This is a genomic window from Nocardioides sp., from assembly GCF_016462705.1.
Classification (GTDB): domain Bacteria; phylum Actinomycetota; class Actinomycetes; order Propionibacteriales; family Nocardioidaceae; genus Nocardioides.
Map to the genome: position 1 here is coordinate 1 of NZ_JAEMSS010000041.1, position 26513 is coordinate 26513.

The 26513-nt window shown below is 71.5% G+C and carries 24 protein-coding genes and 1 tRNA gene; 17 read left to right on the forward strand and 8 right to left on the reverse strand.

The genetic code is table 11. From position 1 onward, the window contains the following. Positions 1 to 161 precede the first annotated feature (161 nt). The 9 genes from cysS (at position 162) to JHD21_RS07445 (ending at position 11439) form a co-directional block, all read left to right on the forward strand. On the forward strand, positions 162 to 1556 hold the full coding sequence (cysS, locus tag JHD21_RS07405) for a cysteine--tRNA ligase (RefSeq protein ID WP_292672923.1): 1395 nt from the start codon (positions 162 to 164) through the stop codon (positions 1554 to 1556). Further along, on the forward strand, positions 1556 to 2497 hold the full coding sequence (gene rlmB, locus JHD21_RS07410; protein ID WP_292672925.1) for a 23S rRNA (guanosine(2251)-2'-O)-methyltransferase RlmB: 942 nt from the start codon (positions 1556 to 1558) through the stop codon (positions 2495 to 2497). The genes cysS and rlmB overlap by 1 nt, the downstream gene beginning before the upstream one ends. Before the next feature lie 140 nt (positions 2498 to 2637). Next, positions 2638 to 4131 carry an ABC transporter substrate-binding protein gene (locus JHD21_RS07415; protein ID WP_292672927.1) on the forward strand — a complete coding sequence of 498 codons (1494 nt, stop codon included), beginning with the start codon at positions 2638 to 2640 and terminating at the stop codon, positions 4129 to 4131. 10 nt (positions 4132 to 4141) lie between these two features. After that, complete coding sequence (locus tag JHD21_RS07420; RefSeq protein WP_292672929.1) at positions 4142 to 5635, forward strand: ABC transporter substrate-binding protein; 1494 nt, start codon at positions 4142 to 4144, stop codon at positions 5633 to 5635. Position 5636: 1 nt separating this feature from the next. Next, on the forward strand, positions 5637 to 7634 hold the full coding sequence (locus JHD21_RS07425; RefSeq protein ID WP_292672930.1) for an ABC transporter permease: 1998 nt from the start codon (positions 5637 to 5639) through the stop codon (positions 7632 to 7634). Beyond that, on the forward strand, positions 7621 to 8463 hold the full coding sequence (locus JHD21_RS07430) for an ABC transporter ATP-binding protein (RefSeq protein WP_292672932.1): 843 nt from the start codon (positions 7621 to 7623) through the stop codon (positions 8461 to 8463). Before JHD21_RS07425 ends, JHD21_RS07430 begins: the two co-directional genes overlap by 14 nt. Then, positions 8460 to 9167 (forward strand): ABC transporter ATP-binding protein, encoded by a 708-nt coding sequence (locus JHD21_RS07435; protein WP_292672933.1) that lies wholly within the window; start codon positions 8460 to 8462, stop codon positions 9165 to 9167. The genes JHD21_RS07430 and JHD21_RS07435 overlap by 4 nt, the downstream gene beginning before the upstream one ends. Further along, positions 9164 to 10846 carry a choice-of-anchor P family protein gene (locus JHD21_RS07440; protein WP_292672935.1) on the forward strand — a complete coding sequence of 561 codons (1683 nt, stop codon included), beginning with the start codon at positions 9164 to 9166 and terminating at the stop codon, positions 10844 to 10846. Before JHD21_RS07435 ends, JHD21_RS07440 begins: the two co-directional genes overlap by 4 nt. Further along, positions 10843 to 11439, forward strand: a complete 597-nt coding sequence (locus JHD21_RS07445) for a hypothetical protein (RefSeq protein WP_292672937.1) — start codon at positions 10843 to 10845, stop codon at positions 11437 to 11439. The genes JHD21_RS07440 and JHD21_RS07445 overlap by 4 nt, the downstream gene beginning before the upstream one ends. A gap of 154 nt (positions 11440 to 11593) precedes the next feature. Here the strand turns inward: JHD21_RS07445 and JHD21_RS07450 are convergent, their stop codons facing one another. Beyond that, positions 11594 to 12835: a DUF4032 domain-containing protein gene (locus JHD21_RS07450; RefSeq protein WP_292672939.1), complete on the reverse strand. Its 1242-nt coding sequence runs from the start codon at positions 12833 to 12835 to the stop codon at positions 11594 to 11596. Between the two features lie 28 nt (positions 12836 to 12863). Beyond that, a complete protein-coding gene (gene soxR / locus JHD21_RS07455; protein WP_292672941.1) occupies positions 12864 to 13307 on the reverse strand; it encodes a redox-sensitive transcriptional activator SoxR in 444 nt (147 codons plus the stop codon). A 55-nt stretch (positions 13308 to 13362) separates the two neighbouring features. On the opposite strand from soxR, the gene JHD21_RS07460 reads away from it, so the two are divergent. From JHD21_RS07460 to JHD21_RS07485, 6 genes are all read left to right on the forward strand, one after another. Further along, on the forward strand, positions 13363 to 14094 hold the full coding sequence (locus JHD21_RS07460) for an SDR family oxidoreductase (RefSeq protein ID WP_292672961.1): 732 nt from the start codon (positions 13363 to 13365) through the stop codon (positions 14092 to 14094). A 189-nt stretch (positions 14095 to 14283) separates the two neighbouring features. Continuing rightward, positions 14284 to 14356: transfer RNA gene (locus JHD21_RS07465), tRNA-Thr, on the forward strand. A 32-nt stretch (positions 14357 to 14388) separates the two neighbouring features. Next, positions 14389 to 14796 (forward strand): HNH endonuclease, encoded by a 408-nt coding sequence (locus JHD21_RS07470; RefSeq protein WP_292672963.1) that lies wholly within the window; start codon positions 14389 to 14391, stop codon positions 14794 to 14796. Between the two features lie 73 nt (positions 14797 to 14869). Beyond that, entirely contained in the window at positions 14870 to 16924 is a 2055-nt protein-coding gene (malQ, locus tag JHD21_RS07475; RefSeq protein WP_292672995.1) for a 4-alpha-glucanotransferase, read from the forward strand. Between the two features lie 36 nt (positions 16925 to 16960). Then, positions 16961 to 17596 (forward strand): DUF2510 domain-containing protein, encoded by a 636-nt coding sequence (locus JHD21_RS07480; RefSeq protein WP_292672966.1) that lies wholly within the window; start codon positions 16961 to 16963, stop codon positions 17594 to 17596. Between the two features lie 35 nt (positions 17597 to 17631). Further along, positions 17632 to 18351, forward strand: a complete 720-nt coding sequence (locus JHD21_RS07485; RefSeq protein ID WP_292672969.1) for an SDR family oxidoreductase — start codon at positions 17632 to 17634, stop codon at positions 18349 to 18351. A gap of 109 nt (positions 18352 to 18460) precedes the next feature. On the opposite strand, the gene JHD21_RS07490 is transcribed toward JHD21_RS07485, so the two are convergent. Next, positions 18461 to 19084 (reverse strand): trimeric intracellular cation channel family protein, encoded by a 624-nt coding sequence (locus JHD21_RS07490; protein WP_292672972.1) that lies wholly within the window; start codon positions 19082 to 19084, stop codon positions 18461 to 18463. Continuing rightward, positions 19081 to 19938 (reverse strand): pyridoxal kinase PdxY, encoded by an 858-nt coding sequence (pdxY, locus tag JHD21_RS07495; RefSeq protein ID WP_292672975.1) that lies wholly within the window; start codon positions 19936 to 19938, stop codon positions 19081 to 19083. Before pdxY ends, JHD21_RS07490 begins: the two co-directional genes overlap by 4 nt. Positions 19939 to 20005: 67 nt before the next feature. Here pdxY and JHD21_RS07500 point away from each other — a divergent pair, with 67 nt between their 5' ends. Further along, positions 20006 to 21661: a GMC family oxidoreductase N-terminal domain-containing protein gene (locus tag JHD21_RS07500; RefSeq protein ID WP_292672978.1), complete on the forward strand. Its 1656-nt coding sequence runs from the start codon at positions 20006 to 20008 to the stop codon at positions 21659 to 21661. A 7-nt stretch (positions 21662 to 21668) separates the two neighbouring features. Next, positions 21669 to 23228 carry a succinic semialdehyde dehydrogenase gene (locus tag JHD21_RS07505; protein ID WP_292672981.1) on the forward strand — a complete coding sequence of 520 codons (1560 nt, stop codon included), beginning with the start codon at positions 21669 to 21671 and terminating at the stop codon, positions 23226 to 23228. A 78-nt stretch (positions 23229 to 23306) separates the two neighbouring features. On the opposite strand, the gene JHD21_RS07510 is transcribed toward JHD21_RS07505, so the two are convergent. From JHD21_RS07510 to JHD21_RS07525, 4 genes are all read right to left on the reverse strand, one after another. Continuing rightward, positions 23307 to 24083, reverse strand: a complete 777-nt coding sequence (locus JHD21_RS07510; protein ID WP_292672983.1) for a class III extradiol ring-cleavage dioxygenase — start codon at positions 24081 to 24083, stop codon at positions 23307 to 23309. A gap of 41 nt (positions 24084 to 24124) precedes the next feature. Further along, positions 24125 to 25126, reverse strand: a complete 1002-nt coding sequence (locus tag JHD21_RS07515; RefSeq protein ID WP_292672986.1) for a potassium channel protein — start codon at positions 25124 to 25126, stop codon at positions 24125 to 24127. A gap of 49 nt (positions 25127 to 25175) precedes the next feature. Next, positions 25176 to 25883 carry a uracil-DNA glycosylase gene (locus JHD21_RS07520; RefSeq protein ID WP_292672989.1) on the reverse strand — a complete coding sequence of 236 codons (708 nt, stop codon included), beginning with the start codon at positions 25881 to 25883 and terminating at the stop codon, positions 25176 to 25178. Positions 25884 to 25888: 5 nt separating this feature from the next. Further along, positions 25889 to 26513, reverse strand: a 625-nt coding sequence (locus JHD21_RS07525) for a hypothetical protein (protein ID WP_292672992.1), incomplete at its 5' end; no start/stop codon positions are given.

The following is a 26513-nucleotide window of genomic DNA, read 5'->3' on the forward strand; positions in this document are numbered from 1 at the left end:
CGGGGGGAGTCACCAGGGTGGCGAGCAGGGGACCGAGCAGGACACCGACGAGGAGAGGAGCCGACCGACGCACTCTGTCACCGTAGGTCACAGCAGCACCACGTGTACCGGGAATCGTCGGCGAGTCGGTGGGTGGGCCGCCGCTCTCTAGACTTCGGCCGGTGAGGCTCTACGACACCCAGACCCGCGAGGTCCGCGACTTCGTGCCGCTCGAGGCGGGCAAGGCTGGGCTCTACGTCTGCGGGCTCACCGTGCAGTCGGAGCCGCACGTCGGGCACGTCCGCTCCGCGGTCAACTTCGACGTCCTCCAGCGGTGGCTGCGGCACCGCGGCTACGAGGTCACGTTCATCCGCAACGTCACCGACATCGACGACAAGATCCTGGCCAAGGCCGCCGAGCAGGGCCGCCCTTGGTACAACCTGACCTACGCGATGAAGCGCGAGCTCGACCACGCGTACGAGGCGCTCAACGTCGCCCCGCCGACGTACGAGCCGGCCGCGACCGGCCACGTCCCGGAGATGCTCGAGCTGATCGCGCAGCTGATCGAGAAGGGCCACGCCTACCCGGCGGGCGACGGGTCGGGCGACGTCTACTTCGACGTGCGGTCCTGGCCGGCGTACGGCGAGCTCACCCACCAGGCGATCGACGACATGGAGGCCGCGGAAGACGCCGACCCGCGCGGCAAGCGCGACCCCCGCGACTTCGCGCTGTGGAAGGGGTGGAAGAAGGAGACCGAGCCCGAGACCGCCGCGTGGCCGAGCCCCTGGGGGCCGGGCCGCCCGGGCTGGCACATCGAGTGCTCCGCGATGGCCGGGAAGTACCTCGGCACGGCCTTCGACATCCATGGCGGCGGCGTCGACCTGCGGTTCCCGCACCACGAGAACGAGCAGGCCCAGTCGCGCGCGGCCGGACACCCGTTCGCCTCCTACTGGATGCACAACGCCTGGATCACCACCTCCGGCGAGAAGATGAGCAAGTCCCTGGGCAACAGCCTGCTCGTCCCCGCCGTGCTCGAGCGGGTCCGCGGGATCGAGCTGCGCTACTACATCGTCGCCGCGCACTACCGCAGCCACGTGGAGTTCAGCTTCGAGGCGCTCGACGAGGCGGCCCAGGGCTTCCGGCGGATCGAGAACTTCCTCGACCGGGCCGGCGCGGCCGACGAGATCGGCATCGGCGAGGTGCCCGAGGCGTTCGCCGCCGCGATGGACGACGACCTGGGCACCCCGTCCGCGGTGGCGGTGCTCTACGACACCGTGCGCGAGGGCAACCGCCTCCTGGCCGCCGGTGAGGACGCGACCGCGGTGGCCGAGCAGGTCCGCGCGATGCTCGGCGTGCTCGGCCTCGACCCGGCCGACCCGGCCTGGCCCAGCTCGGGCGGCGGCGACGCCCGGCTCACGAGCGCGGTCGACGCGCTGGTCTCCGGTCTCCTCCAGCAGCGCGCCGAGGCGCGGGCGGCCAAGGACTTCGCTGCCGCCGACGCGATCCGCGACCGGATCAAGGCCGCCGGCATCGAGATCGAGGACACCCCCAACGGCCCGAAGTGGAGCCTCAGCTGATGCCAGGGAACAGCCAGCGCAAGGGCGCGATCCGCAAGTCCGGCAAGGGGCCGACCGTGGGCTCCGGGGGACAGGTGCGGCGTGGCCTCGAGGGCAGGGGACCGACGCCCAAGGCGAAGGACCGGCCCTACCACCAGGCCCACAAGAAGGCGAAGAAGGCCGCCAAGGCGACCGGCGCAAAGCCACGCCGGCGTACCGGCGGCGACGCGGAGTGGGTGGCCGGGCGCAACTCCGTGGTCGAGGCGCTCCGCGAGGGCGTGCCGGTGACCGGGCTCTACGTCGCCGAGGGTGCCGACCGGGACGCCCGGCTCCGCGAGGCGTTCAAGCTGGCCGCCGAGTCGGGGGTCAGCCTGATGGAGGTCGGCAAGGGCGAGCTCGACCGGATGACCGGCGGGGCCGTGCACCAGGGTCTCGCCGCCCGGATCCCGGCGTACGAGTACGCCCACCCGGCCGACCTGCTCGACCGGGCCGCGGAGGTCGGGGAGAAGCCGCTGATCGTGGCCCTCGACCAGATCACCGACCCGCGCAACCTCGGGGCGGTGGTGCGCAGCGCGGCCGCCTTCGGTGCGCACGGCGTCGTCATCCCCGAACGCCGGGCTGCCGGCATGACCGCCTCGGCGTGGAAGAGCAGCGCCGGCGCCGCGGCCCGGATCCCGGTGGCCCAGGCGGGCAACCTGGTCCGCGCGCTCAAGGACTACCAGGAGGCGGGCTGCATGGTGGTCGGCCTGGCCGCCGACGGCGACGTCGACCTGACGACGTTCGACCTCGCCGACGGACCACTGGTCCTGGTGGTGGGCGCCGAGGGCGGCGGGCTGTCCCGCCTGGTCTCCGAGACCTGCGACCAGCTGTTGTCCATCCCGATGGCCAACCAGGTCGAGTCGCTCAACGCCGGCGTGGCCGCCGGCGTGGCGCTGTACGCGGTGGCGTCGATCCGGGGCTGACCAGGAGCCCCACCCGGCTGACTGGAGCACCGTGTAACACCCGTCACCTTTCCGGCGGGCCGTCGTTGGAGCGAGCGGAACTAGTACGCGTTCTAGTTCCGCTCGTCACGCACCAGACGGTTCACCAGTGGAGGGTCCCCGTGCTTCGTGCCGGCAACCAGGTCAGCAAGCTCGTCTCGGGGGCGGCTGCGGTCACGCTCGCCCTGACACTGGCGGCCTGCGGGTCCAACATCGACCCGGAGGACGTCCAGGGCCTGGGCGGCGGTGGCGGCACCGCCGACGGCGGCATCGTCAGCCCCGACGGCACGGTCGCGGGGGACACGACGGGAACCACCGGTGACCCGACCGGTGGCACGACCGCAGGCACGACGGGCGGCAGCACCGGCGCCGCCGGGAGCACGGGCGGCACGGCCGGCGGCACGACCGGTGGGGCCGGTGGGGGCGGCGGCACCGAGGGCGACGGGGAGAACTCCGCCAGCGGCGGCGAGGACAAGGGCGTCAGCTGCGACGGCTTCAAGAACGGCCCCGGGATCACCGACACCGAGATCGTCATCGGCAACTCGTCCGACATCTCCGGCCCGGTCCCGGGCCTGTTCGAGGCCTCCCAGGACGCCACCCGGGCGTACGTCGCCTACTTCAACGCCACCAGCGACATCTGCGGCCGCAAGCTCAAGCTGGTCACCTACGACAGCCGCACCGATGCGTCCGCCGACCAGCAGGCCTACACCAAGGCCTGCGACGAGGTGTTCGCCATGGTCGGCTCGATGTCGGCCTTCGACAGCGGCGGCGCCTCGGCCACCCAGGCCTGCGGCCTTCCGGACATCCGCTCGGCGGCGGTGACCAACGAGCGCAACGCCTGCGCCACCTGCTTCGGCGCCCAGTCCACCAACACCGGGCAGCACCAGAACATCGTGGCGGACTACATCCTCAAGAACTACGGGGAGGCCGGCCAGCACGCGGCGTTCTTCTACATCAACGCCGGGGCCGCCGCCCAGAACGCGCCCGTCCAGGCCAGCGCGATGACCAAGCGCGGCATGAAGTTCGACATCGTCCAGGGCATCGACATCGCGGAGTTCAACTACGCGCCCTACGTCCAGCAGCTCAAGGACAAGAACATCGAGGTCGTCTTCTGGACCGGCGCCTACCAGCAGTCGGTGCGGCTGCGGCAGGCCATGGAGCAGCAGGACTACACGCCGAAGCTCTACATGCGCGACCCGACCGACTACAATCCCGACTTCGTCGAGTCCGGGGGCTCCGCGGTCGACGGGACGGTCGTCTTCACCAACTTCACCCCGTTCGAGGAGGCGAGCCAGAACAAGGAGACCGCCCTCTACCTCAGCTGGCTGCAGCAGGTCCGGCCCGGGGCCGACCCCACGTTCTTCGGGGTCTTCTCGTGGTCCGCGGCCCGACTCTTCGTCGAGAAGGCGATCGCTCTCGGCGGCGGCCTCGACCGGGCGTCGCTCATCAACGCGGTCAAGTCGACCGGCAAGTGGACCGCCAACGACCTGCACTCACCGCAGAACGTCGGCACCAAGCAGACCGGTGACTGCTGGCGCTTCATCCAGCTGAACGACGGCAAGTGGTCGCCAGTGGGTGGCACCAAGTACCAGTGCGCCGGCGTGACGGCGGGCTGAGGGCGGACCCGTGTCATCCCGCAACCCCCGTCGCCACGCGATCCTGGCCGCCCTGGTGGTCGGCGCGCTCACGCTGACCGCCTGCGGGTCGCAGCTCGACCCCGAGGACGTCTCCCAGGCGGGAGGCGGCACGGGCGCGGGCGACGGTGGGACCACGACCGGTGTGCCCGGCACGGACTCGGGCGTGCCGGACCAGGCCGGCGTCGGCGGTGGTTCCGCGGGGACCACCGCCGGCGCCCCCGGGACGACGACCGGGTCGACGGGCGGCACCGGCTCGGCCGGCACCACCGGCGGCGGCGGGTCCGGCGGGGGCGGCGGCGACCAGGGTGACGGCGAGAACGCCGCGGACGGGGGCAACGAGGCGGCCAGCTGCGACGGGTTCAAGAACCAGACCGGCATCACCGACGACAAGATCGTGATCGCCAACGCCTCCGACATCTCCGGTCCGGTGCCCGGCATCTTCGAGTCGGCCCAGCAGGCGACGCGGGCCTACGCGGCCTACTTCAACTCCACCGGCGACATCTGCGGCCGCAAGCTCGAGGTCACGCTCCTCGACACCCGCGCGGACGCCGGCGCCGACCAGCAGGCCTACACCCGGGCATGTGCCGAGGCGTTCGCGGCCGTCGGCTCGATGTCGGCCTTCGACTCCGGCGGTGCCGGGGCGGCCGAGGGCTGCGGGCTCCCCGACATCCGCTCGACCTCCGTCAACCCGGAGCGGACCCAGTGCTCGACGTGCTTCAGCGCGCAGTCGGTCAACGTCGGGCTCGTCCCGAGCGTGGTGCCCGACTTCTTCCTGAAGAACTACAAGAGCTCGACCGAGCACGTCGGCCTGCTCTACATCAACGCCGGCGCGTCGCCGCCCAACGCCGAGAAGTTCCGGGCCGCGTGGACCAAGGCCGGCTGGAACATCGACGTCTTCGCCGGGATCGACGTCTCGGAGTTCAACTTCGCGCCGTACGTCCAGCAGATGAAGGACAAGAACGTCGACCTGGTCGTCTACGTCGGCCCCTACCAGAACACGGTCAAGCTCCAGCAGGCCATGGACCAGCAGGACTTCGACCCGACGGTGTTCCTCCAGGACGCCACGATCTACGACGAGAACTACGTCGAGCAGGCCGGCTCGCTGGGTGACGGGACGTTCGTCTACTCGTCGACCGCCCTCTTCGACAACATGCAGAACAAGGAGATGGCGCTGTACCGATCCTGGCTCAGCCAGGTCAGCCCCGGCGCCGTCCCCAACTACTACGGCCTCTACGCCTGGTCGGCCGCCCGGCTGTTCGTCCAGGAGGCGGTGAAGCTCGGCGGCAAGCTCGACCGGGCCTCGCTCGTCAAGGCGTTCTCGGGTGTCAAGGACTGGACCAGCAACGGTCTCCACGTCCCCCAGCAGGTCGGCGCGCGGACGACGTACAACTGCGCGCAGATCATCCAGCTCAACGGCGGCAAGTGGAGCCCGGTCTCGGGCAACGACTTCACGTGTGGCCCTCTCATCGACGTCGGAGGCTGACATGTCCTCGTTCCTCGCCTACACGATCTTCGGGCTGTTCTCCGGCGCCGCCTACGCGATCGCGGCCAGCGGGCTCGTCCTCACCTACACGACCACCCGGGTCTTCAACATCGCCCACGGCGCGTTCGGGATGGTGCTGTCCTACCTCTTCTGGGACTTCAGCGTGAAGCAGGGGCTGCCGATCTGGCTGTCGCTGGTCCTCGTGCTGTTCGTGGTGGCGCCGGCGATCGGCTGGTTCATCGCCCGGTTCGTGGCCAAGGGTCTCGGCGAGGCCCCGGTGAGCGTCTCGCTCGTGGTCACCGTGGGCCTGCTCGTCGGCTGCATCGGCTTCGCCACGCAGGTCTACAAGCCCGAGGCGCGCACCGTCCTGCCGTTCTTCCCCGAGACCAGCTTCTCCCTGGGCGAGACCAACATCACCGCGCACCAGGTGATCACCATCCTGGCGTCCATCGCGGTGGCGGTCGGCCTCTACCTGCTGCTCAACCGCACCCGGATCGGGACCGCGATGCGGGCGTCGGTCGACAACCCCGAGCTGCTCAAGCTGTTCGGCGGCAAGCCCGAGGCGGTGGCCACGCTCTCCTGGATGATCGGCATCTCGCTCGCCGGGCTCGGCGGCATCCTGCTGGTCTCGACCGTCGGCCTGGACACCTACTCGTTGACCCTGCTGGTCATCAACGCCTACGCCGCGGCGATGCTGGGCCGCCTCAAGAGCCTGCCGCTCACCTTCCTGGGCGCGATGGGGCTCGGTCTGCTGAGCTCCTACGCTCCGGTCTACCTCCCGCAGGAGGGGCTGATCGGGTCGGTCGACAACGTCGTCCCCGCGCTGTTCCTCTTCATCGTGATCGTCGCGATGCCGCAGGCCCAGCTGCGCATCGGCCAGGTCAAGGGCATCGTCTCGGCCCCCCTGCCGTCGCTGCCCAAGGCGCTCGGCTGGGGTGCGGCGCTGCTCGTCTTCGTGGCGCTGCTCTCCGGCACCGCCTCGGAGGCCAACCTGCTGCTGGTGGGCACCGCGGCGACGTACGCCATCGTGATGCTCTCGCTGGTCCTGCTCACCGGCTACGGCGGGCACGTGTCGCTGGCCCAGTTCACCTTCGCGGGGGTCGGGGCGCTGACCTACGCCAAGCTCGACGAGCCCAACCTCTACGGGCTGCTCGTGTCGGCCCTGGTGGCCGCCGGCGTGGGCGCGCTGGTGGCGCTCCCGGTGCTCCGCCTGACCGGCCTCTACCTCGCCCTGTCGACGCTCGCGTTCGCGGCGATCATGGACAAGATGCTGTTCCAGGCCGACTTCGCCTTCGGCTTCAACGGCACCCTCCCCGCCGAGCGGCTGTCGATCCTCGGCATGTCGATCACCAGCACCTCCGGCTACGTGTTCGTGATGGCCGCGTTCTTCGTGCTGATGGCGTTCGCGCTCCTCCTGGTGCGGCGCGGCGTGATCGGCCGGATGCTCATCGCGATGCGGGACAGCCCCGCTGCCTGCGGCACGCTCGGGCTGGACATGCGCTGGTTCCGGGTCGGCCTGTTCGCCGCCTCCGCGGGCATGGCGGGCCTGGCCGGCGGTCTGTACGCCGGGCTGCGCCAGAGCGTCGGGGCGGCCGAGTTCCAGTTCTTCAACAGCCTGCCGCTGCTGCTGCTCGCGGTGGTCCTCGGCGTCACCTCGGTGACCGGCGCGGCCCTCGGCGGCACCGGGCTGATGCTGCTCTACAACTACCCCGACGCCCAGGGCCTCCTGTTCATCCTCATCGCCGTGGGCGCCGTCCTGCTGGGCCGCAACCCCAACGGTCTCGCGATCTACCTGTTCCGGCTCGGCAACTGGCTCCAGGGGCGGCTGGGGCCGGTGCTCCTCTCCCGGCTGCCGGCCCTCCCGGCCGACGACGAGAGACCCGCGTCACGAAACGACGACAGCGTCGTTGAGGAGGACGAGACCACCGTCACGTCGACCGTGGTCGCGGGGAGACCCGCAGGGGAGCCGAGGGAGGTGCCCGCTCATGTCGCACGCTGACGCTGCGCTCGACAGGGGCGACGCCCTGCTGCGCGTCGAGGACGTGGTGGTCCAGTTCGGCGGGGTCACCGCCGTCAACCACGCCTCGTTCGTCGCCGCGGCCGGCGTGATCACGGGCCTGATCGGGCCCAATGGTGCCGGCAAGACCACGTGCTTCAACGTCATCACCGGGCTGCAGCGCCCCACGTCGGGCACGATCCGGTTCCGGGGCCGCAACGTCACCCGGATGCCCGTCAACCGGCGCGCCAAGCGCGGGATGGGCCGCACCTTCCAGCGGCTCGAGGCCTTCGGGTCGCTGACCGTCCGCGAGAACGTCCGGGTCGCCCACGACATCCACGCCGGACTCCTCGGCCTGGTCCGGCCCGCCAAGGCCGACGTCGACGGCCTCCTCGAGCGGGTCGGCATCGCGGCGTACGCCGAGGAGCGGGCCGACTCGATCCCGACCGGCACCGCGCGGCTCCTCGAGCTGGCCCGGTGCCTGGCCGGGGACCCCCAGCTGCTGCTGCTCGACGAGCCGTCGTCGGGGCAGGACGAGAGCGAGACCGACGCGTTCGGCGAGCTCCTCAAGGAGCTGGCCGCCGAGGGTCGCGGCATCGTCATGGTCGAGCACGACATGGACCTGGTGATGTCGGTCTGCGACGAGATCCACGTGCTCGACTTCGGGACGATCATCGCCTCGGGTCCGCCGTCGATGATCCGCAACGACCCGGCCGTGCAGAAGGCCTACCTGGGCTACTCCGACGCCGAGGACCCCGACAGCTCCGACCACACGCTCACGGACCTGCCCGCGGTCGAGACCACCCAGCAGATCCCGGTGGTCACCTCATGAGCATCCCCATCCTCGAGGTCGTCGACCTGCACGCCTCCTACGGCCGGATCGAGGTGCTCCGTGGGGTCGACCTCACCATCCCCAAGGGCGCCGTGATGGCGCTGCTGGGCCCCAACGGCGGCGGCAAGTCGACGCTGACTAAGATCATCAGCGGGCAGAAGGCGCCCACCAGCGGCCACGTCCACCTGGCCGGGGTCAACCTCCGCGACGCCGCGCCCGAGGACCTCGCCCGCGTCGGGCTGTGCACGGTGCCCGAGGGCCGCTCGGTCTTCCCCAACCTCACGGTCGAGGAGAACCTCACCCTGATGTCCTACGCCGGCGTGCCGGCCGAGGCCGTCCTGGAGACCGCGTTCGCCTACTTCCCGCGGCTCCTCGAGCGCCGCAAGCAGCTGGCCGGCACCATGTCCGGCGGCGAGCAGCAGATGCTGGCGATGTCCCGGGCGCTGGCCTCCGACCCCGCCCTGCTGCTGCTGGACGAGCTGTCCATGGGGCTGGCCCCCCTCATCGTCGACGAGCTCTACGAGACCGTCGCCCAGATCGCCCAGAGCGGCGTCTCGATCCTCTGCATCGAGCAGTTCGCACGCACCGCCCTGCGGGTCTCCGACTACGCGGCCGTCATGACCGGAGGGCGCATCGTCGCCACCGGCGAACCGGAGGAAATCATGGCCACCATGTCCGACGTCATCCTCGGAGGCGCAGCATGAGCGCACGCCACCACCGTCGGCTCACCCTGCCCGTGGTCGCCACCGGCCTGGTGGCGCTGGCGCTGCCGCTCACCGGCTCGGCCCCCGCGGTGGCCGCCGCCGCGGCCGAGGACGGCGAGAAGAAGTTCGGCTACAGCGCGCTCGTGACGGCGACGCCGGTCTACGTCGAGATCTACGAGCCGACGATCCCCATCCCGGCGTACCCCCAGGCCGAGCTCCAGTTCGGCTACACGAAGGTGGTCGCCGACAGCAGCAGCAGCCGCGGGCGGGCGTCGTTCCTGTGGCCGGGGGACGCGGTCGGCGAGGGCATGAAGACGATCCTCGAGAACCTCAACCTGCCGCCCGAGGTCGTGGCGCCCATCGCCGAGCAGGGCTACCCGGTGCAGGTCAACTCGGGCTACCCGTCGGGCACCGCCGCGGAGGCCAACGAGCCCATCCCCGGCGTGGTCATGCGCACCGGCGCGGCCGAGAAGACGACGTACGCCCAGTCCGGCTACTCGAGCACCTGTGACACCTCGGGCACGGACGAGGGCGAGGGTGGCGGCGAGGCGCCGGGCCTCCCGGGGATCCCGGGCCTGCCCGGCCTGCCCGAGCTCCCCATCCCGGTCCCCGGGCTCGACGCCCTGGTCAGCACCCTGACCGAGCGACCGGCCCCGACGACCCGGAGCTCCGCCCGGACCGCCGCCGCCGACGAGCCGGCCGCCGAGTGCCAGATCCCTGCCCAGCTGGCGCAGCTGGTCACCTTCGGCGGGTTCGAGGCCTCCAGCCACACCGAGCGCTCGGCCGGCGAGATCGCCGGTGTCTCCCGCACGGCGGTCGGGGAGATCAGCCTGATCGGCGGCGTCGTCACGATGTCAGGAGTCAAGGCGAAGGTCACCTCGTCGAGCGACGGCACGGCGCCGAAGGGCAAGGGCAAGGCGACCTACGGCACGATCACCATCGCCGGCCAGGAGTTCGCCATCGGGCCCGAGGGCGTGGAGGGCGGCGGCCAGGGCACGGCGATCCCCGGCCTCCCGGACGAGCCGAAGGCCGCACTCGCCCAGCTCGGTCTCACGATCACCGTCCCCCAGCCGGTCTACGAGGTCGACGAGAAGGAGATCAAGAGCGTCGTCGAGGGCCTCGTCGTCGAGATCGACACCGCGACGCTCACCGACGCCCTGCGCACGCTGCCGCTCCAGGACATCCTCGACCAGCTCCCCGAGGAGCTGGCGGAGCTGAAGAAGGCGATCCAGGCCGGGATCAACCTCTCGCCGCGCATCGTCGTCCACCTCGGGCGCGCGACGTCGAAGCTCGAGACCGCGGACCCGATCACGATCCCGGACTACGTCCCGGACAACGACCCCGGGACCGGCGACGAGGAGACCACCGACGAGAGCGGCACCGGCGGCGGTGGCGGTACGACCGGCGGTGGCACCACCGGCGGCGTCACGACGCCGGCCACCACGCCGACGGCCTCGGCACCCACGACGTCCGAGACGGCTCTTCCGCCCTCCGAGCTGGCCTCCGGCCTGCCCGACCTCTTCTCGATCCCAGGCCTGCTGCTGATGGGCGCGATCGCCGGGGCCTGCGTCGCCGGCAGCTACGTCCGCCGGCTGGGGCTCGCGGCCCTCGGCGGGGGCGGCGCCTGCTCACACGGCCTCGACTCGGGCCTGCCCGACCTGCGAAAGGTGAACTCATGACCACCGTGCCCACCAGCCCCGGTGCCGCTGCGCCGACCGCCCATCCGACGGCCCAGCGGGCCAGCGGCGCCCGGATGGGCGCCGGCTCGGCCAGCCTGCCGCGCGCCGGCTCGAGCGGTGCGGCGCCGCTGAAGAACAACAACTACCAGCTCCTGCAGGTCGTCCTGTTCTGGGCGGGCGCGGTGCTGCTGCCCCTGGGCCTCGTCGTCATCGTGCTCGGCTGGTACGGCGCCGCGAACACGCCCTACCAGTACGACCAGCTGTCCTACCTGGTGTCCGGGGGCCTGCTCGGCCTCGGTCTCACGTTCGTCGGCGGCTTCCTCTACTTCGGCGCCTGGCTGGCCCGGATCGCCAACGACGGCCGCGAGTCCAACAAGCGGCTCGCCGACACGCTGCTCGTGCTCGCCGACGTGACCTCGCGGGCCGCCGCGGTCAACGACCAGGGCGTCGACGTCGACGCGCTGCCGGTCACGGCCGGAGAGGGCACGACGATGCACCGCCGGGACTGCTCCCTGATCGCCCACCGCGACGACCTGCGCCCCGTCGGCGAGAACAACGGGCACCTGACCGCCTGCCGGGTCTGCCGTCCCTAGTCCTCCCCATGGCGGTGGTTGAGGAAGGAGCGCTAGCGGCTGTCTCGAAACCTCCGCAGCGAAGGCTCCCAGCGCAACCACAGTGGTCGCCTCCCAGCGACGGCTTGCGAGGTCTCGAGACGGTCGCTGCGCGACCTCCTCGACCAACGATGTGTCACGGACTGCCCACGCTGTCCTCGTCCGCGTCCCCGCCCGGCGTCGCCAGCGCCTCGTCGGGCTTCCGGCTGAGCACGTTGGCGATGTAGTCGGCGGCCGCCTCGAAGGTGTCGACCGAGGCGCCGCGCTGCTCGGAGAGGTACCAGCGGTGCTGGAGGATCTCGTGGAACACCTCGGCCGGCTCGAGCTTGCCGCGGGCGCCCGCCGGGACCATGGCCTGGATCGGCTCGTAGATCTCGGTGAGCCAGCGGTTCGCCACCAGGTTGCGGTCCTCCCGGCCCAGCTCGAGGTGCGCGGTGAACGAGGCGATGTCGTTCAGCAGCCGCCGGGCCTGGGCGTCCTCGACGTGGAGCCCGGTGAGCGCCTGGAGCTCGCGCTGGTGGTGCCCGAGCTCGACCACCTTGGGCTGGATGACGATCCGGTCACCGTCGAAGTCGGTCACGATGTCGAGCTCGTCGACGTCGAAACCGAGGTCGTTGAGCCGCTCGATCCGCTTCTCGATGCGCCACAGCTCGTCGGCGCCGAACTCCTCCTGGGCGGTGAGCTCGCCCCACAGTGCGTGGTAGCGCTCCTCGAGCATCTCGACGATGTGGTGGGGCTCGACCTCGCCGCCGACGGCGTTGCTGGCCTGCAGGTCGAGGAGCTCGCCGAAGACGTTCTCGGTCGCGATCGTGACGTCGTACTGCCGCAGCTGCGCCGACAGCTCGGGCTTGAGCTCACCGGTCTCCGCGTCCACGAGGTAGGCGGCGAACCCTCCGGCGCTGCGCCGGAACAGCACGTTGGACAAGGAGACGTCGCCCCAGAAGAACCCGGCCAGGTGCAGCCGGACGATCAGCACCACCAGCGCGTCGACGAGCGACGGCAGGTTGTCGGCGGACAGGCCGTGCGAGAACAGGCTGCGGTAGGGCAGGGAGAAGCGCAGGTGCTCGGTGAGCAGCGCGCTCGGCAGCGGCTCGCCCGACGGGTCCACGCGGCCGGTCACCACGGCCTGGGGCACGACCGAGGGGAGCCCGAGCCGGTGCAGGTCGCGCAGCAGCCGGTACTCCCGGAACGCGATCTCCTCGACGGTCTCCTTGACGGCGTACGTCCGGTCGCTGAGCCGCACGATCCGGACGACGTGCCGGGACAGCCCGCGGGGGAGGGGGATGACGTGCGGGTCCCCCCAGTCCTCGAGCGGTGTCGACCAGGGAAGGGTCACGATCGCCGGGTCGGGCCGGCTCGCCACGATCCGGAGTGCCATGCGGGTCAGGCTACGGTGCCGTCGCCGGTCACCACGGCCGCTTCTCCGGCTCCAGCAGGACCGGGCCCGGCCCGAGCTCGGCCAGGTCGTCGCCGGGGTTGGTGAGCGCGCAGGAGCGGAGGCTGAGGCAGCCGCAGCCGATGCAGCCGTCCAGCCGGTCCCGGAGCAGCTCGATCCGGCGGATCTGGGCGTCCAGGCGGGGACGCCAGGCCTGGCTGAGCCTGGTCCAGTCGGCCTTGGTGGGGGCCCGGCCGTCGGGGAGCGTCGACAACGCCTCACCGATCTCCTCCAGGCTCAGGCCCACCCGCTGGGCGGTGCGGATGAACGCGACCCGGCGCAGCGTCGACTGGGCGTAGCGACGCTGGTTGCCCGTCGTCCGCTCGGAGGTCAGCAGGCCCCGCGACTCGTAGAACCGGATCGCCGAGGTCGCCACGCCGGAGCGTTCGGCGAGCTGCCCGATGGTCAAGGTCATAGTTCAACGATACTTGAGGTCGTCAGACTAGAACGTGTTCTAGTACGGTCCGGCAATGACCACTGCTCCCACCGACGGCCAGCGCGTCGTCGTCCTCACCGGTGCCGCCTCCGGCATCGGCTACGCGACCGCCGAGCTGTTCCGCGACCGCGGCGACCTCGTCTACGGACTCGACATCTCCCCGACGGTCCCCGACGGCGTGGAGAACGTCGAGTGCAACGTCGGCGACAAGGCCGCCGTGGACGCGGCCGTCGCGCACTGCGCCCAGCACGGCCGGATCGACGTCCTCGCGAACGTGGCCGGCATCGTGCAGTTCGGCCGGGTCGACGGGATCACCGAGGCGGAGTACGACCGGGTGCTCGCGGTCGACCTCAAGGGACCGTTCTTCCTCATGCAGGCCGCCCTGCCGCACCTGCGGGCGTGCGGCGGCAACATCGTCAACGTGTCGTCGGTGGCCGGCAACAAGCCGCAGGGCTACTCGGCGGCGTACTCCGCAGCCAAGGGCGGGCTCACCCAGCTCACCAAGGCGATGGCCCTCGAGCTCGCCCCGGAGGGCATCCGGGTCAACGCGATCTGCCCGGGCACCGTCGCCACGCCACTGGTCGACCACGTGGCCGCCAACTTCCCGCCGGACCTGGACCCGCGGGTCATGGACCGGCTGATGATGATGCTCCCCGGCCCGGCGATCACACCCGCGGAGATCGGCCACGCCATCGTCTACCTGGCCTCACCCGAGGCCCGGATGATCACCGGCTCAATCCTGGCCTTCGATGGCGGGATGAGCTGAAGAGGTCGCGCAGACGGGTCGTGCCTGCTGCGCGCCGCCTGCGGGCGCCTGGCTGCGTTGTCATCGGTCGCCGTGGCTCCGCTGCGTCTCGCTCCTCCGCCTCGCCAGGCGCTCCGCAGGACGACGCTCGCGACGGCAGCACTCGTCTGCGCGACCTCTGACCGGGCAACTACGATTGCCGGCGCACATGCCGCGTTAGCTCAGTTGGTAGAGCATCGACCTTGTAACTCGAATGTCGGGAGTTCGATTCTCCCACGCGGCTCTGTCGGTGGTCGTTCGTAGCGTCAGAGCATCATGTTCACCTGTCTCGGTTGCGGGGTGACGATGAACGGTCGCCGGATCCGCAAGTACTGCAGCAATAAGTGCCAGCGGGAGCTGGAGCGTCGTCACAACCTCGCTCGTTGGCTCAGGACTGGTGAGCTCAGCATGGCCCCCACCTATCGGACCCACTACGTCCGCAGGTATCTCTTCCAGATGCAATGCGGCCTCTGCTCTGTGTGCCGCATGCCGCCCCGGTGGAACGGGTTGCCGATCGCGTTCGTGTTGGACCACATCGACGGAGACGCGATGAACAACCGTCGCGAGAACCTGCGTCTGATCTGTCCCAATTGCGACTCGCAGCTGCCGACGTTCAAGATGCGCAACCGCGGCAACGGCCGTCACTACCGTCGACAGCGGTATGCCGAGGGCAAGTCCTACTGAACCGTCCTACAAGATTGGGTGGGTGACATCTCCCTCGGGTCCGCTCATCGATCTCGCCCACGCGTACGGCGTGATGACCGAGTACGTCGACTTCCGCGGGTCGCCGGTCCGGGTCTCGGCGGAGACGATCGAGGCGGTCCTGGCCGCGATGGACGTCGACGTCTCCGACCCGGCGCACGCGCTGGCCGAGAAGGAGCTCGCGCACTGGCGGCGGATGGTGCCGCCCTGCCTGGTCGTGGTCCAGGGTGAGGCGAGCACGTGCTGGGTGCACGTGGTCGACGGGGAGCCGGCCCATCTCGAGGTCGAGCTCGAGGACGGGACGTGGCGCCGGCTCGACCAGACCGACCGCTGGGTCGACCCCCGTGACGTCGACGGGACGATGGTCGGCGAGGCGACGTTCGCGGTGCCGCCTGACCTGCCGCTCGGCTACCACACCCTGCACGCCAGCTCCGACGACGCCAAGGTCACCGGCACGCTGATCGTCACCCCGGCGTGGCTCGGGCTGCCCGAGGGGATCGACGAGGGTCGGGAGTGGGGGTTCGCCGCACAGCTCTACAGCGTCCGCTCCCGCGGGTCCTGGGGCGTCGGCGACCTGGCCGACCTCGGCACCCTGGCCGCCTGGTCCGCCGGCCTGGGCGCGGACTACGTGCTGGTCAACCCGCTGCACGCCGCGGAGCCGCTGCCGCCGCTCGAGCCGTCGCCGTACCTCCCGTCGACGCGGCGGTTCTTCAACCCGCTCTACCTGCGGGTCGAGGAGATCCACGAGTACGCCGAGCTGCCGCCGGCCGGCCAGGCAACGGTCGAGCAGCTGCGGTCCCAGGTCCCTCCGGGGCTGGACGTCGGCTCCGCGATCGAGCGGGACCCGGCGTGGGCGGCCAAGCGGGCCGCGCTCCTGCTCGTGCACGGCGTCCCGCGCCGGCCGGAGCGCGAAGCGGCGTACGCCGCGTTCCGCGAGCGCGAGGGTGACGCACTGCTCCAGTACGCGACGTGGAGCGTGCTGGCCGAGGACCACGGCAACGACGCGCGCACCTGGCCGGCCGAGCTCCACGACGCCCAGGGCGACGCGGTGACCGGGTTCGCGGCGGCGCACGCCGAGCGCATCGACTTCGCGATGTGGCTGCAGTGGGCGCTGGACGAGCAGCTCGAGGCCGTCCAGGCGGGGGCGGTCGCCGCCGGCATGCGGCTCGGCACCATGCACGACCTCGCCGTCGGCGTGCACCCCGGAGGTGCGGACGCCTGGCGGCTCCGGGACGTCTACGCCGGGGGTGTCCGGGTCGGCGCGCCGCCCGACCCCTACAACCAGCTGGGCCAGAACTGGAGCCAGCCGCCGTGGCGCCCCGACCGGCTCGTCGAGCACGCCTACGCGCCGTTCCGCGACCTGATCGGCGCGGTGCTGCGGCACGCGGGCGGAGTCCGGGTCGACCACATCATCGGGCTGTTCCGGCTGTGGTGGATCCCCGAGGGGCGGCCGGCGGACCAGGGCACCTACGTGCACTACGACCACCGGGCGCTGGTCGGCGTCCTGGCCCTCGAGGCGCACCGGGCCGGCGCGGTCGTCGTCGGCGAGGACCTCGGCGTCGTCGCGCCGGAGGCGCGCAGCTACCTCCGCGAGCGCGGCATCCTCGGCACCTCGATCCTGTGGTTCGAGCGCGCGGACGGGGACGCGGCACTGCCCGCCGAACGGTGGCGGGAGTGGTGCCTGGCCTCGGTCACGACCCACGACCTGCCACCGACGGCCGGCTACCTCGCCGGCGACGGCGTCCGGCTCCAGCACTCCCTCGGGCTGCTCGAGGGCTCCCTGGACGACGAGCTCGCCGCCGCTGCGGACTACCGTGAGACCTGGCTCGCCGAGGTACGCCGGCGCACCGGCCTCGCCCCGGACGCCGACCTCGAGGAGACGGTCCTGGCGCTGCACCGCTACCTGGCGCTCACCCCGGCCCGCCTGCTGTGCGTCGCGCTCACCGACGCGGTCGGCGACCGGCGTACCCAGAACCAGCCCGGCACCGTCGACGAGTACCCCAACTGGCGGGTGCCGCTCTCCGGGCCGGACGGCGTCCCGCTGCTGCTCGAGGACGTCGTGGCGTCGGAGCGCGCGGCCGCGGTGGCGAGAGTTGTGCTGGACCGGTAGTGGACCGGCGGCGGCGTCGCACGGGAGGCTGCCCTCATGACGCAGACGCCGCAGACGCCGGCCGGGTGGTACCCGGCGAACGGCGTCGAGCGCTGGTGGGACGGCAGCGCCTGGACCGAGCACACCCGGCCGCTCGTCGGTATCGCGCCTCCACCGGCTCCCTACGGCGCCCCGGCGTACGGCGCCACCCAGCCCTACGGCGTCGTCCAGCCGCCGGCGCGGAAGAGCCACCTGGTGCGCAACCTTCTGATCGCCTTCGGCGTGCTCTTCCTGCTGCTCGTCGGCGGCTGCGTCGCGATCGTCGCCGTGGTGAGCAACGAGGTCGAGGACGCGGTCAACGACGACAGCCTCGGCGGTCCCAACAACCCGCTGACGATCGTGCCGGGCGAGGCCTTCGAGGTGGCGGGCTTCGAGTACGCCGCGGGCTGGACGCTGGGCCCGGACCCCGCCGGGATGCTGGCGGTCGACGGGCTGGAGGTCCGCAACGACCGGGACCGGACCGACCAGGCCTTCGTGACGATCAGCCTGCTGCTGGCCGACGAGGTGCTCGCTGAGTCGACGTGCACCAGCGCCGGCCGGATCGCCGAGGACAGCACCGTGACCCTGACCTGCGTCAGCCCCGACCCGATGCCCGCGGAGTTCGACGAGGTCACCATCCGGGACGTCCTCTGAGCCCTCGTCCGGGCCGACCTGCCAGGATGCCCGGCGTGACGAGACGGTTCGAGGGCAAGCGGGCACTGGTGACGGGCGCGGCGGGGGGAGTCGGTCGCGCCACCGTCGACCTGCTGCGCGAGGAGGGCGCTGCGGTCGTCGGCGTCGACCTGCGCGAGGCGGACGGGGTACGGGCCTGCGACGTCGGCTCGCCGGCCTCCGTGTCGGCGGCGGTCGCGGCGGCGGTCGAGGAGATGGGCGGGCTCGACGTGCTGGTCAACGTCGCCGGGATCGACCAGTTCCGAAGGTTCGAGGACCTCGACCTCGAGATCTGGAACCGCCACCTGGACGTGAACCTCACCGGGCCGATGCTGATGAGCCAGGCCGCCCTGCCGCACCTCAGGGCGAGCCGCGGCAACATCGTCACGATCGCCTCGATCGCCGGCCTGCGCGCCCAGCCCTACCAGGCGGCGTACTGCGCCTCGAAGGCCGGCGTCGTCATGCTGATGAAGTCGCTGGCGCTCGAGCTGCACGCCGACGGAGTGCGGGCCAACACCGTCTGCCCGGGCGGCGTGGACACCGATCTGCCGATGGCGGCCGCCGCCGAGCACGCCGACTCGAAGCTCGACTGGGGCCTGCTCACCGAGACCGCCGGCGGCCGCTATGGGTTCATGCCGCCGCGGGACATCGCGGACGCGGTGGCCTACCTGGCCTCGGACGCGGCCGCCTCGGTCACCGGTGCGGTCCTCTCGGTCGACCGCGGCACCGCCTGCTGACGCCGAGTCGGCGCTACTGACGCGCAGTAACGCCGACTCGCGGGGTCGAGGGGCGCGGGTCGTGGGGTGAGTCGTCGTTACTGACGAGCAGTAGCGCCGACTCGCGAAGTCACTCGACGCCGCGGGCCTGCATCGGGGCCCAGCCGAGTCGCATCGAGAGGATGCGCCAGCCGAAGCACACGACCATCCCCGGTGCGAGGACCAGCGGCGTCGGCCAGCCGTAGTGGTGGCCGATCGCGGCCAGGGTCGCGCCGGCGAGGGCCGGGACGGCGTACCAGCCGGTGCCGGCCTCGAGCACCACCGGCACCCGGTTGGCCAGGACGTCGCGGACCATCCCGCCCCCGACCGCGGTGATCATGCCGAGCAGGGCCGCCGGGACCACGGACAGCCCGGCCTCGGAGGCCTTCACCGCGCCGTTGACGCAGAACAGCGCGAGGCCGGCGGCGTCGAGGGTCAGGATGAGGTTCTCCCAGCGCGCCACGAGCGGGTGCCAGAGGAACGTCGCCACGCCGGCCAGCGCCGCGGCGAGGAGGTAGCGCCAGTCGGTCAGCCCGGGCGGGGGTACGTCGGCGATGAGCACGTCGCGGACCAGCCCGCCGCCGAGCCCGGTCGCGACGGCGAGCACCAGCGTCCCGAAGATGTCCAGCCGCTTGCGGACCGCCACCAGGGCGCCGGTCAGCGCGAAGACGAACGTCCCGACGAGGTCGAGCGTGAGCGCGACGTACTCGTTCACCGCAGCTCTCTGGCAGTGAAGGTCGAGGGCGGCGTCGCGATCATCTCCTGCGCCTCGACGAGCTGGATCTCGCGGGTCCCGATGGCGATGGTCGCCTCGAGGACCGCGAACACCGAGGACGTCGCGCGCTCCAGGGCCGTGGGCACCGACCAGTTCCAGCTCAGGAGATGCCCGAGGTAGAGGGCAGCCGTGAGGTCTCCGCAACCGTTCGGCGTGATCGGGAGCAGGGGGGTCGTGACCGCCCACGCGCCCTTGGTGTCGGAGACCGCGACGACGTCGAGCGAGCCCGGTGCGGTGCCCTCCACGATCACCGAGGTGACGAGGACGTTGCGGGGGCCGCGGGCGCGGACGACGTCCACGGCCGCGAGCACCTCCGCCATCGTCCGGGTCGTGACGCCGGCCAGGAAGTCCAGCTCGAAGTGGTTGGGCGTCAGGATGTCGGCGGCCGGGACGACGGTGTCGCGCATGAACTCGGGGATCCCCGGACGGACGAACATGCCCCGGCCCACGTCGCCCATGACCGGGTCGCAGCAGTAGATCGCGTCCGGGTTGAGCTCCTTGACCCGGGCGACCGCCTCCAGGATGACGGCCCCGACGGCCGGGTCGCCCTGGTAGCCGGACAGCACGGCGTCCACACCGGCGAGCGCCCCCCGGTCGTCGATCCCGGCGATGACCTCGCGGACGTCGGCGGGGTCGAGCAGCGGGCCGCGCCAGGCGCCGTACCCGGTGTGGTTGGAGAAGTGCACCGTGTTGACCGGCCAGACCTCGTGGCCCAGCCGCTGGAGCGGGAAGACGGCCGCGGAGTTGCCGACGTGCCCGTAGGCCACCGACGACTGGATCGAGAGCACCTGCACGGGGACCATGGTGTCAGCCCGCCGGACGACCTACCCGGACAAACTAGAACAAGTTACAGTTCTGCCCATGCCACAGCGTTCAAGCAAGCGGGGTGCTCCCTACGCCGACGAGGCCGACTACGTGGTGGTCGGGTCCGGCAGCTCCGGGGCCGCGATCGCCGGCCGTCTCGCCGAGTCCGGGGCCAGCGTGATCGTGGTCGAGGCGGGCAAGACCGACCTGAAGTTCCTCACGATGAAGCCGGGCATGATCGGTCCGATGCACTCGGTCCCCGAGATCAAGCGGACCGTCGACTGGGGCTACTACTCGGTGCCGCAGAAGCACATCCTGGACCGCAAGATGCCGGTGCCGCGCGGCAAGGTCGTCGGCGGCTCGAGCTCGATCAACGGCATGGTCTACGTGCGCGGCAACCGCGCGAACTTCGACGACTGGGCCGCCGAGGGCAACACCGGCTGGGACGCCGACAGCGTCAACGCGGCGTACAAGCGGATGGAGGACTACGAGGGCGGCGAGGACGCGTTCCGCGGCGAGGGCGGCCCCATCCGGGTCACGGTCAACAAGAGGCCGCAGGAGGGGTCGCTCCAGTTCCTGCAGGCGACCGCCGACGTCATCGGCTGCAAGATCCTCGACGACTACAACGGCGCGTCGCAGGAGGGCGTGGGCCGGATGCAGCAGAACGCCGCGAACGGCCTGCGCTACAGCGCCTCCCGCGGCTACATCCACGACCTGGCCCCGCGGACCCTGCAGCTCCAGACCGAGACGCTCACCCGCAAGGTCGTCATCGAGAACGGCCGCGCCGTCGGCATCGAGGTCCAGGACGTCAGCAAGCGCGGGAAGGGCGCCACGCGCACGATCCGGGCCGGCAAGGAGGTCATCCTCTCGGCCGGGTTCGTCGGGTCCGCGCAGATCCTGATGCTGTCGGGCATCGGCCACGCCCAGCACCTCAAGGACCACGGCATCGACGTCGTCGCGGACCTGCCCGTCGGCGACAACCTGCACGACCACATGTTCCACGCGCTGACCTTCCAGAGCAGCGCGAGCCGCAACAAGGGCACCGCTCCCTACTTCGCCCGGGGCGTGATCCAGGAGGCGCTGCGGCCGGGAGGCACCTTCCTCGCCAACTCCGTCTTCGAGGTGCTGGCGTTCCTCCGGACCTCGCAGGCCACGACCGTGCCGGACCTGCAGCTGCACCTGCTGCCGTGGGCGTACGTCTCGCCCAACCAGGACGAGCCGATCCGCCACGCCGTCGACAAGCGCACGTCGCTCACCGTGCTGACGACGCTGATCTACCCCAAGAGTCGCGGCACCCTGCGGCTCGCGTCCGCGGACCCGACGGCCACCCCGCTCATCGACTTCCAGTACCTCGCGGACCCCGCCGACCTCGACCTCCTCACCGAGGGCACCGAGATGGTCCGCGAGATCATGGCCGGCGCGGCGTTCGGTGGCTCGGTCAAGGCCGAGACGCACCCCGGCAAGGAGCTCCAGGGGCAGGCGCTCCGGGACGCGATCCTCAACCGGGCGACCTCGGTCTACCACGGGGTCGGGACCTGCCGGATGGGCGTCGACGAGCTCGCGGTCGTCGACCCGGAGCTCAAGGTCCGCGGCGTCGAGGGCCTCCGGGTCTGCGACGCGTCGATCATGCCGTCGATCACCGGTGGCAACACCAACGCGCCCGCCATCATGATCGGCGAGCGCGGCGCTTCACTCGTCCTCGGGAAAGGCTGATGTGCCCATGACGCTCCAGCGACCGGCATCGATCACCGACGCGTTCCTCGACCAGCTGGTCGCGCGGGTCCCGTCGACCAGCGGCGGCACCTGGAAGCTCACCGAGGTCTACACCGGCGACGTCCTCGTCGAGCTGCCGCAGTCGACCCCGGCCGACGTCGAGCGGGCGTACGCCGCCGCGCGGGCCGCGCAGGTCGACTGGGCCGCCCGTCCGCTCAAGGAGCGGCTCGAGGTCTTCAAGCGGGCGCACACCCTCTTCATCGACAACGCCGAGCGGACGACGGACCTGATCCAGGTCGAGTCCGGCAAGAACCGGCGGATGGCGATCGAGGAGACCTGCGACCCGGTGATGGTGATGAGCCACTACCTCAAGCGGGCGCCCAAGCTGCTCAAGCCGGTCAAGCGCGGCGGCCCGGTCCCGATGGTGTCGACCTCGACCGAGATCCGGCAGCCCAAGGGCGTCATCGGGATCATCGCGCCCTGGAACTTCCCGTTCGCGACCGGGATCTCCGACTCCATCTCGGCGCTGATGGCCGGCAACGGGATCGTGCTCAAGCCGGACAACAAGACCGCGCTGTCGCCGCTCTACGGCGTCCAGATGCTGGAGGAGGCCGGGCTGCCCAAGGGCCTGTTCCAGGTGGTGTGCGGCGAGGGCCCCGACGTCGGGCCGACCCTCATCGACAACGCCAACTACGTGATGTTCACCGGCTCCACCGCCACCGGCCGGGTCATCGGCGAGCGCGCCGGCCGCAACCTGATCGGCTGCTGCCTCGAGCTCGGCGGCAAGAACCCGATGATCGTGCTCGAGGACGCCAACAAGGACGAGGTCGTCCAGGGGCTGATGTTCGGGGCCTTCGGCAACACCGGCCAGATCTGCATGCACATCGAGCGGGTCTACCTGCCGGCCTCCCAGTACGACGACTACAAGCGTCGGCTGGTCGCGGCCACCCAGGCGCTCCGGGTCGGGGCGTCCTACGACTTCAGCATGGACGTCGGCTCGCTGGTCTCGCCCGACCACAAGGACCGGGTGCAGGCCCACGTCGAGGACGCGGTCGCCAAGGGTGCCCGGGTGCTGACCGGCGGCCAGGCGCGGCCCGACCTCGGCCCGGCGTTCTTCGAGCCGACCATCCTCGAAGGTGTCACCAAGGACATGCTGGCCGGCGTCACCGAGACGTTCGGCCCGGTCGTGGCGCTGCACCGGTACTCCACCGTCGACGAGGCGGTCGCGCTGGCCAACGACACCGACTACGGCCTCAACGCCTCGGTGTGGGGCGGCGACGTGGAGACCGCCTGCCAGGTCGGGAAGCGGATCGAGTCGGGCAACGTCAACGTCAACGACATCCTGGCCACGGCGTTCGCCTCCAAGGGCACGCCGTCCGGCGGCGTCAAGCAGTCCGGCGTCGGCGCCCGGCACGGCGACCAGGGCCTGCTCAAGTACACCGACGTGCAGAACCTCGCGGTCCTCAAGAAGCAGGTCATGGGCGCCCGCCCCGGCCAGGACTACGACAAGTACGTCACGAGCATGCTGTCCGGCCTCAAGATGATGCGGAAGACCCGGATCCGCTGACCGTCGGGGATTCGTCTGCGATCTGACGGGTCATTCTCCGCTCAGGCGCGCGGACGATTCGCGTCCGGGGCGGGGCTGTCAGGCGACCTGCAGGCTCCGCTTCGACAGCCCCATCCAGAACCCGTCGACGACCTGGAGGCCGGGCTCGGCGGGATCGGTGGCTGCGCCGAGGGTGACGAACAGCGGGCTGTAGTGCTCGACGGTCGGGTGGGCGTAGGGCATGCCGGGGGCCTGGTGCTGGAAGTCGGCGAGCGCGTCCACGTCACCGCGGGCCAGCGCCTCGCCCGCCCAGGCGTCGAAGTCGCGCGACCAGCCCGGGGCCTCGGCCTCGATGCGGAACTCCGTGAGGAACGGCAGGCCGTGGGTGAGGAACCCGGAGCCGATGATGAGCACGCCCTCGTCGCGCAGCGGGCGGAGCCGCTCGCCCAGCGCCAGCAGGCGCTGCGGGTCGTGGGTGGGCAGCGACATCTGCAGCACCGGGACGTCGCCGTGCGGGTACATGATCTTCAGCGGCACCCACGCGCCGTGGTCGAGCCCGCGGCTGGCGTGCTGGTGCACCGGCTCGGTCGCCGGCATCATCGCCGCGACCCGCTGCGCCAGCGCCGTCGCAGGCGGCGTCCGGTAGGTCATCGCGTAGTACTTCGCGTCGAACCCGCCGAAGTCGTAGACCAGGTCGACACCGTCCGCGGACAGGCTCACCGGTGCCGACTCCCAGTGCGCGCTGACGATGAGGATCGCCGTCGGCCGCGGCAGGTCCTGCGCCCACGCCGCGAGCTGCCCCGACCAGATCGGGTCGTCGAGGAGCGGGGGAGCGCCGTGCCCGATGTAGAGCGCGGGCATCCGGTTCGTGGTCATGTCACCACAATGATTGCATATTCAACTTTGTTCCGCACGGGTCACCGGCCGGGCGCGGCGAGCGCGGTCAGCTGCTCGAGCTCCGCCTGGGTGCCCAGGGCGATCAGCAGCCCGTCCGCCGGCACCGTCAGGTCGCCGCCGGGGTTCGGCAGCAGGGCGGCGCCGGGCGACGGGCGTACGGCGAGCAGCAGCGCGCCGGTCCGCTCGGCGATCCGCATCTCGGCCACCGAGCGTCCGGCCAGCGCGGAGCCGTCCGCGATCCCGATCTGCTGCACCCGCCAGTCCAGGTTGTCGTCGTGCATGACCACGTCGAGGAACTCCGCGACGTCGGGCTGCAGCGCGAACGCCGCCAGCCGCCGGCCGCCGATCCGCTGGGGGTTGACCGCCCGGCTGGCGCCGGCGAGCTCGAGCTTGTGCTTGGAGTCCGTGGTCCGGGCCCGGGCGACGATCACGGTGTCCGGGCACATCGCCCGGGCCGAGAGCGTCGCGTAGACGGTGTCCGCGTCGGTGTCCAGGGCGATGATCACCGCCCGGGCGTGCTCGACGCCGGCCTGGCGCAGGACCTCGTCGTCGTTGACGTTGCCGACCAGGAACGGGACGTCCGGGGGGAGGCCGGTGAGCCGCTCGGGGTCGGCGTCCACGACGACCAGCCGATGACCTGCGCCGTGCAGGAACTCCACGGCCGAGGCGCCCACGCGCCCGTGCCCGCAGATGACGACGTGGCCGCGCAGCGCGGCGATCCTGGCATCCATGCGACGCCTCTCGAGGTGGTGGGTGAGGTGGCCTTCGATGACGGCCTCCATGAGCACGCCGAAGGTGTAGAGCGCGGTGCCGACGCCGAGCAGGATGAGCACGATCGTGAAGACCTGCCCGGTCGCGTCCAGCGGCCTGACCTCGCGGAAGCCGACCGTGGCGACGGTGGTGATGGTCTGGTAGACGGCCTCGAGCAGGGTGAAGCCGAGCAGCAGGTAGCCGACGATGCCGAACGCGGTGACGCCGGCCAGCGCCGCCAGCGCCAGCCGGATCCGTCGCAGTCCGCTCACGTCGTGAGGCTAGGGGGTCCGTGGCCTCCCGCGGGCGGGTCGATGGTCCTCAGTCGGCCGGGACCACCGGCGGCAGCGACCAGTCGACCGGTTCGCCGCCCTGCTCCACCAGCAGCGCGTTGACGCGGGAGAAGGGCCGCGAGCCGAAGAACCCGCCGTTCGCCGAGAGCGGGGACGGGTGGGCGGACTCCACCGCGGGTACGCCGCGGAGCCGGGGCCGCAGGTTCTGGGCCTTCCGTCCCCACAGGACCGCCGCGAGCGGGCCGCCGCGGGCGGCCAGCGCGTCGATCGCGCAGTCGGTGACGTCCTCCCAGCCCTTGCCCTGGTGGGAGTCCGAGACGCCCGGCCGGACCGTGAGGACCCGGTTGAGCAGCATCACCCCGCGGTCGCTCCAGGCCGACAGGTCGCCGTGCTCGGGCGGGACCAGGCCCAGGTCGTCGTGCAGCTCGCGGTAGATGTTGGCCAGGCTCCGCGGGACCGGGCGCACGTGCGCGTCGACCGCGAAGCTCAGGCCGATCGGGTGCCCGACGGTCGGGTAGGGGTCCTGCCCCACGACGAGGACCCGGACGCCGGCCAGTGGCCGTTGGAACGCCCGGAAGACGTGCTCGCCGGACGGCAGGTAGCGGCGGCCCGCCGCGAGCTCGGCGCGCAGGAAGCGCCCCAGCTCCTCGATCCGGTCGTCCACCGGGGCGAGCGCCTCGGCCCAGTCGGGGGCGACGAGCCCCTTGTCGACCAGTCCCGCCAGCGCGCCGCTCACGGGAGTCAGCGTACGAACACCGGTCTCCTGGGCAGGAAGGGCTTGCGACCCTTCTCGCCGACCTGGACGGCGAGGATCGCCTGGTGGCTGGCGTCGCCCCGGATCGCGGACTGGTTCGCGACCAGGACCCGGGTGCCGAGGAACGTCGCGCTGCACGGGGTGTCGAACGGGATCGGTGACCCGTTGTCCCCGGTCAGCGGCGCGTCGGGGAACCGGTCGACCTCGACGCCGGTGGCCGGGTCGATCTCGACGATCTGGTTGGTCAGGCCCGCCATCGCGACGTAGACGTGGCCGCTCCGCCGCCCGATCCCGAAGCCGTCGGGCAGGTCCCCGGGCTGCGAGGTCCACAGCGTCTCGAGCTGTCCGGGGCGCCCGCCGCGCTGGATCGGCAGCCGGTAGAGGAAGCCCTGGGTAGGAGTGACGCCGCCACCGTCGGCAGTCGTCTGCTGGGTGATCAGCAGGTCGCGCTCCCGCTTGCGGAACACGATGCCGGTCGTGCCGAAGCCCAGGGCGCCCTCGAGCGCGGGCGAGGTGAACCAGACCTTGACCTCACCGCGCCGGCCGACCTTCCAGATCCGCCCGGCCCCGTAGTCGGTCACCAGCAGCGCCCCGCCCCGGGTGTCGGTGACC

What these genes read in the sequence shown, in the direction of transcription:
- JHD21_RS07500 (WP_292672978.1), top strand. Translation starts at nt 20,006, where the DNA reads ATGCCACAGCGTTCAAGCAAGCGGGGTGCTCCCTACGCCGACGAGGCC.
- JHD21_RS07435 (WP_292672933.1), top strand. Translation starts at nt 8,460, where the DNA reads ATGAGCATCCCCATCCTCGAGGTCGTCGACCTGCACGCCTCCTACGGC.
- JHD21_RS07440 (WP_292672935.1), top strand. Translation starts at nt 9,164, where the DNA reads ATGAGCGCACGCCACCACCGTCGGCTCACCCTGCCCGTGGTCGCCACC.
- JHD21_RS07460 (WP_292672961.1), top strand. Translation starts at nt 13,363, where the DNA reads ATGACCACTGCTCCCACCGACGGCCAGCGCGTCGTCGTCCTCACCGGT.
- malQ (WP_292672995.1), top strand. Translation starts at nt 14,870, where the DNA reads ATGACCGAGTACGTCGACTTCCGCGGGTCGCCGGTCCGGGTCTCGGCG.
- JHD21_RS07470 (WP_292672963.1), top strand. Translation starts at nt 14,389, where the DNA reads ATGTTCACCTGTCTCGGTTGCGGGGTGACGATGAACGGTCGCCGGATC.
- JHD21_RS07445 (WP_292672937.1), top strand. Translation starts at nt 10,843, where the DNA reads ATGACCACCGTGCCCACCAGCCCCGGTGCCGCTGCGCCGACCGCCCAT.
- JHD21_RS07505 (WP_292672981.1), top strand. Translation starts at nt 21,669, where the DNA reads ATGACGCTCCAGCGACCGGCATCGATCACCGACGCGTTCCTCGACCAG.
- JHD21_RS07450 (WP_292672939.1), bottom strand. Translation starts at nt 12,835, where the DNA reads ATGGCACTCCGGATCGTGGCGAGCCGGCCCGACCCGGCGATCGTGACC.
- JHD21_RS07425 (WP_292672930.1), top strand. Translation starts at nt 5,637, where the DNA reads ATGTCCTCGTTCCTCGCCTACACGATCTTCGGGCTGTTCTCCGGCGCC.
- JHD21_RS07430 (WP_292672932.1), top strand. Translation starts at nt 7,621, where the DNA reads ATGTCGCACGCTGACGCTGCGCTCGACAGGGGCGACGCCCTGCTGCGC.
- soxR (WP_292672941.1), bottom strand. Translation starts at nt 13,307, where the DNA reads ATGACCTTGACCATCGGGCAGCTCGCCGAACGCTCCGGCGTGGCGACC.
- JHD21_RS07480 (WP_292672966.1), top strand. Translation starts at nt 16,961, where the DNA reads ATGACGCAGACGCCGCAGACGCCGGCCGGGTGGTACCCGGCGAACGGC.
- rlmB (WP_292672925.1), top strand. Translation starts at nt 1,556, where the DNA reads ATGCCAGGGAACAGCCAGCGCAAGGGCGCGATCCGCAAGTCCGGCAAG.
- JHD21_RS07510 (WP_292672983.1), bottom strand. Translation starts at nt 24,083, where the DNA reads ATGACCACGAACCGGATGCCCGCGCTCTACATCGGGCACGGCGCTCCC.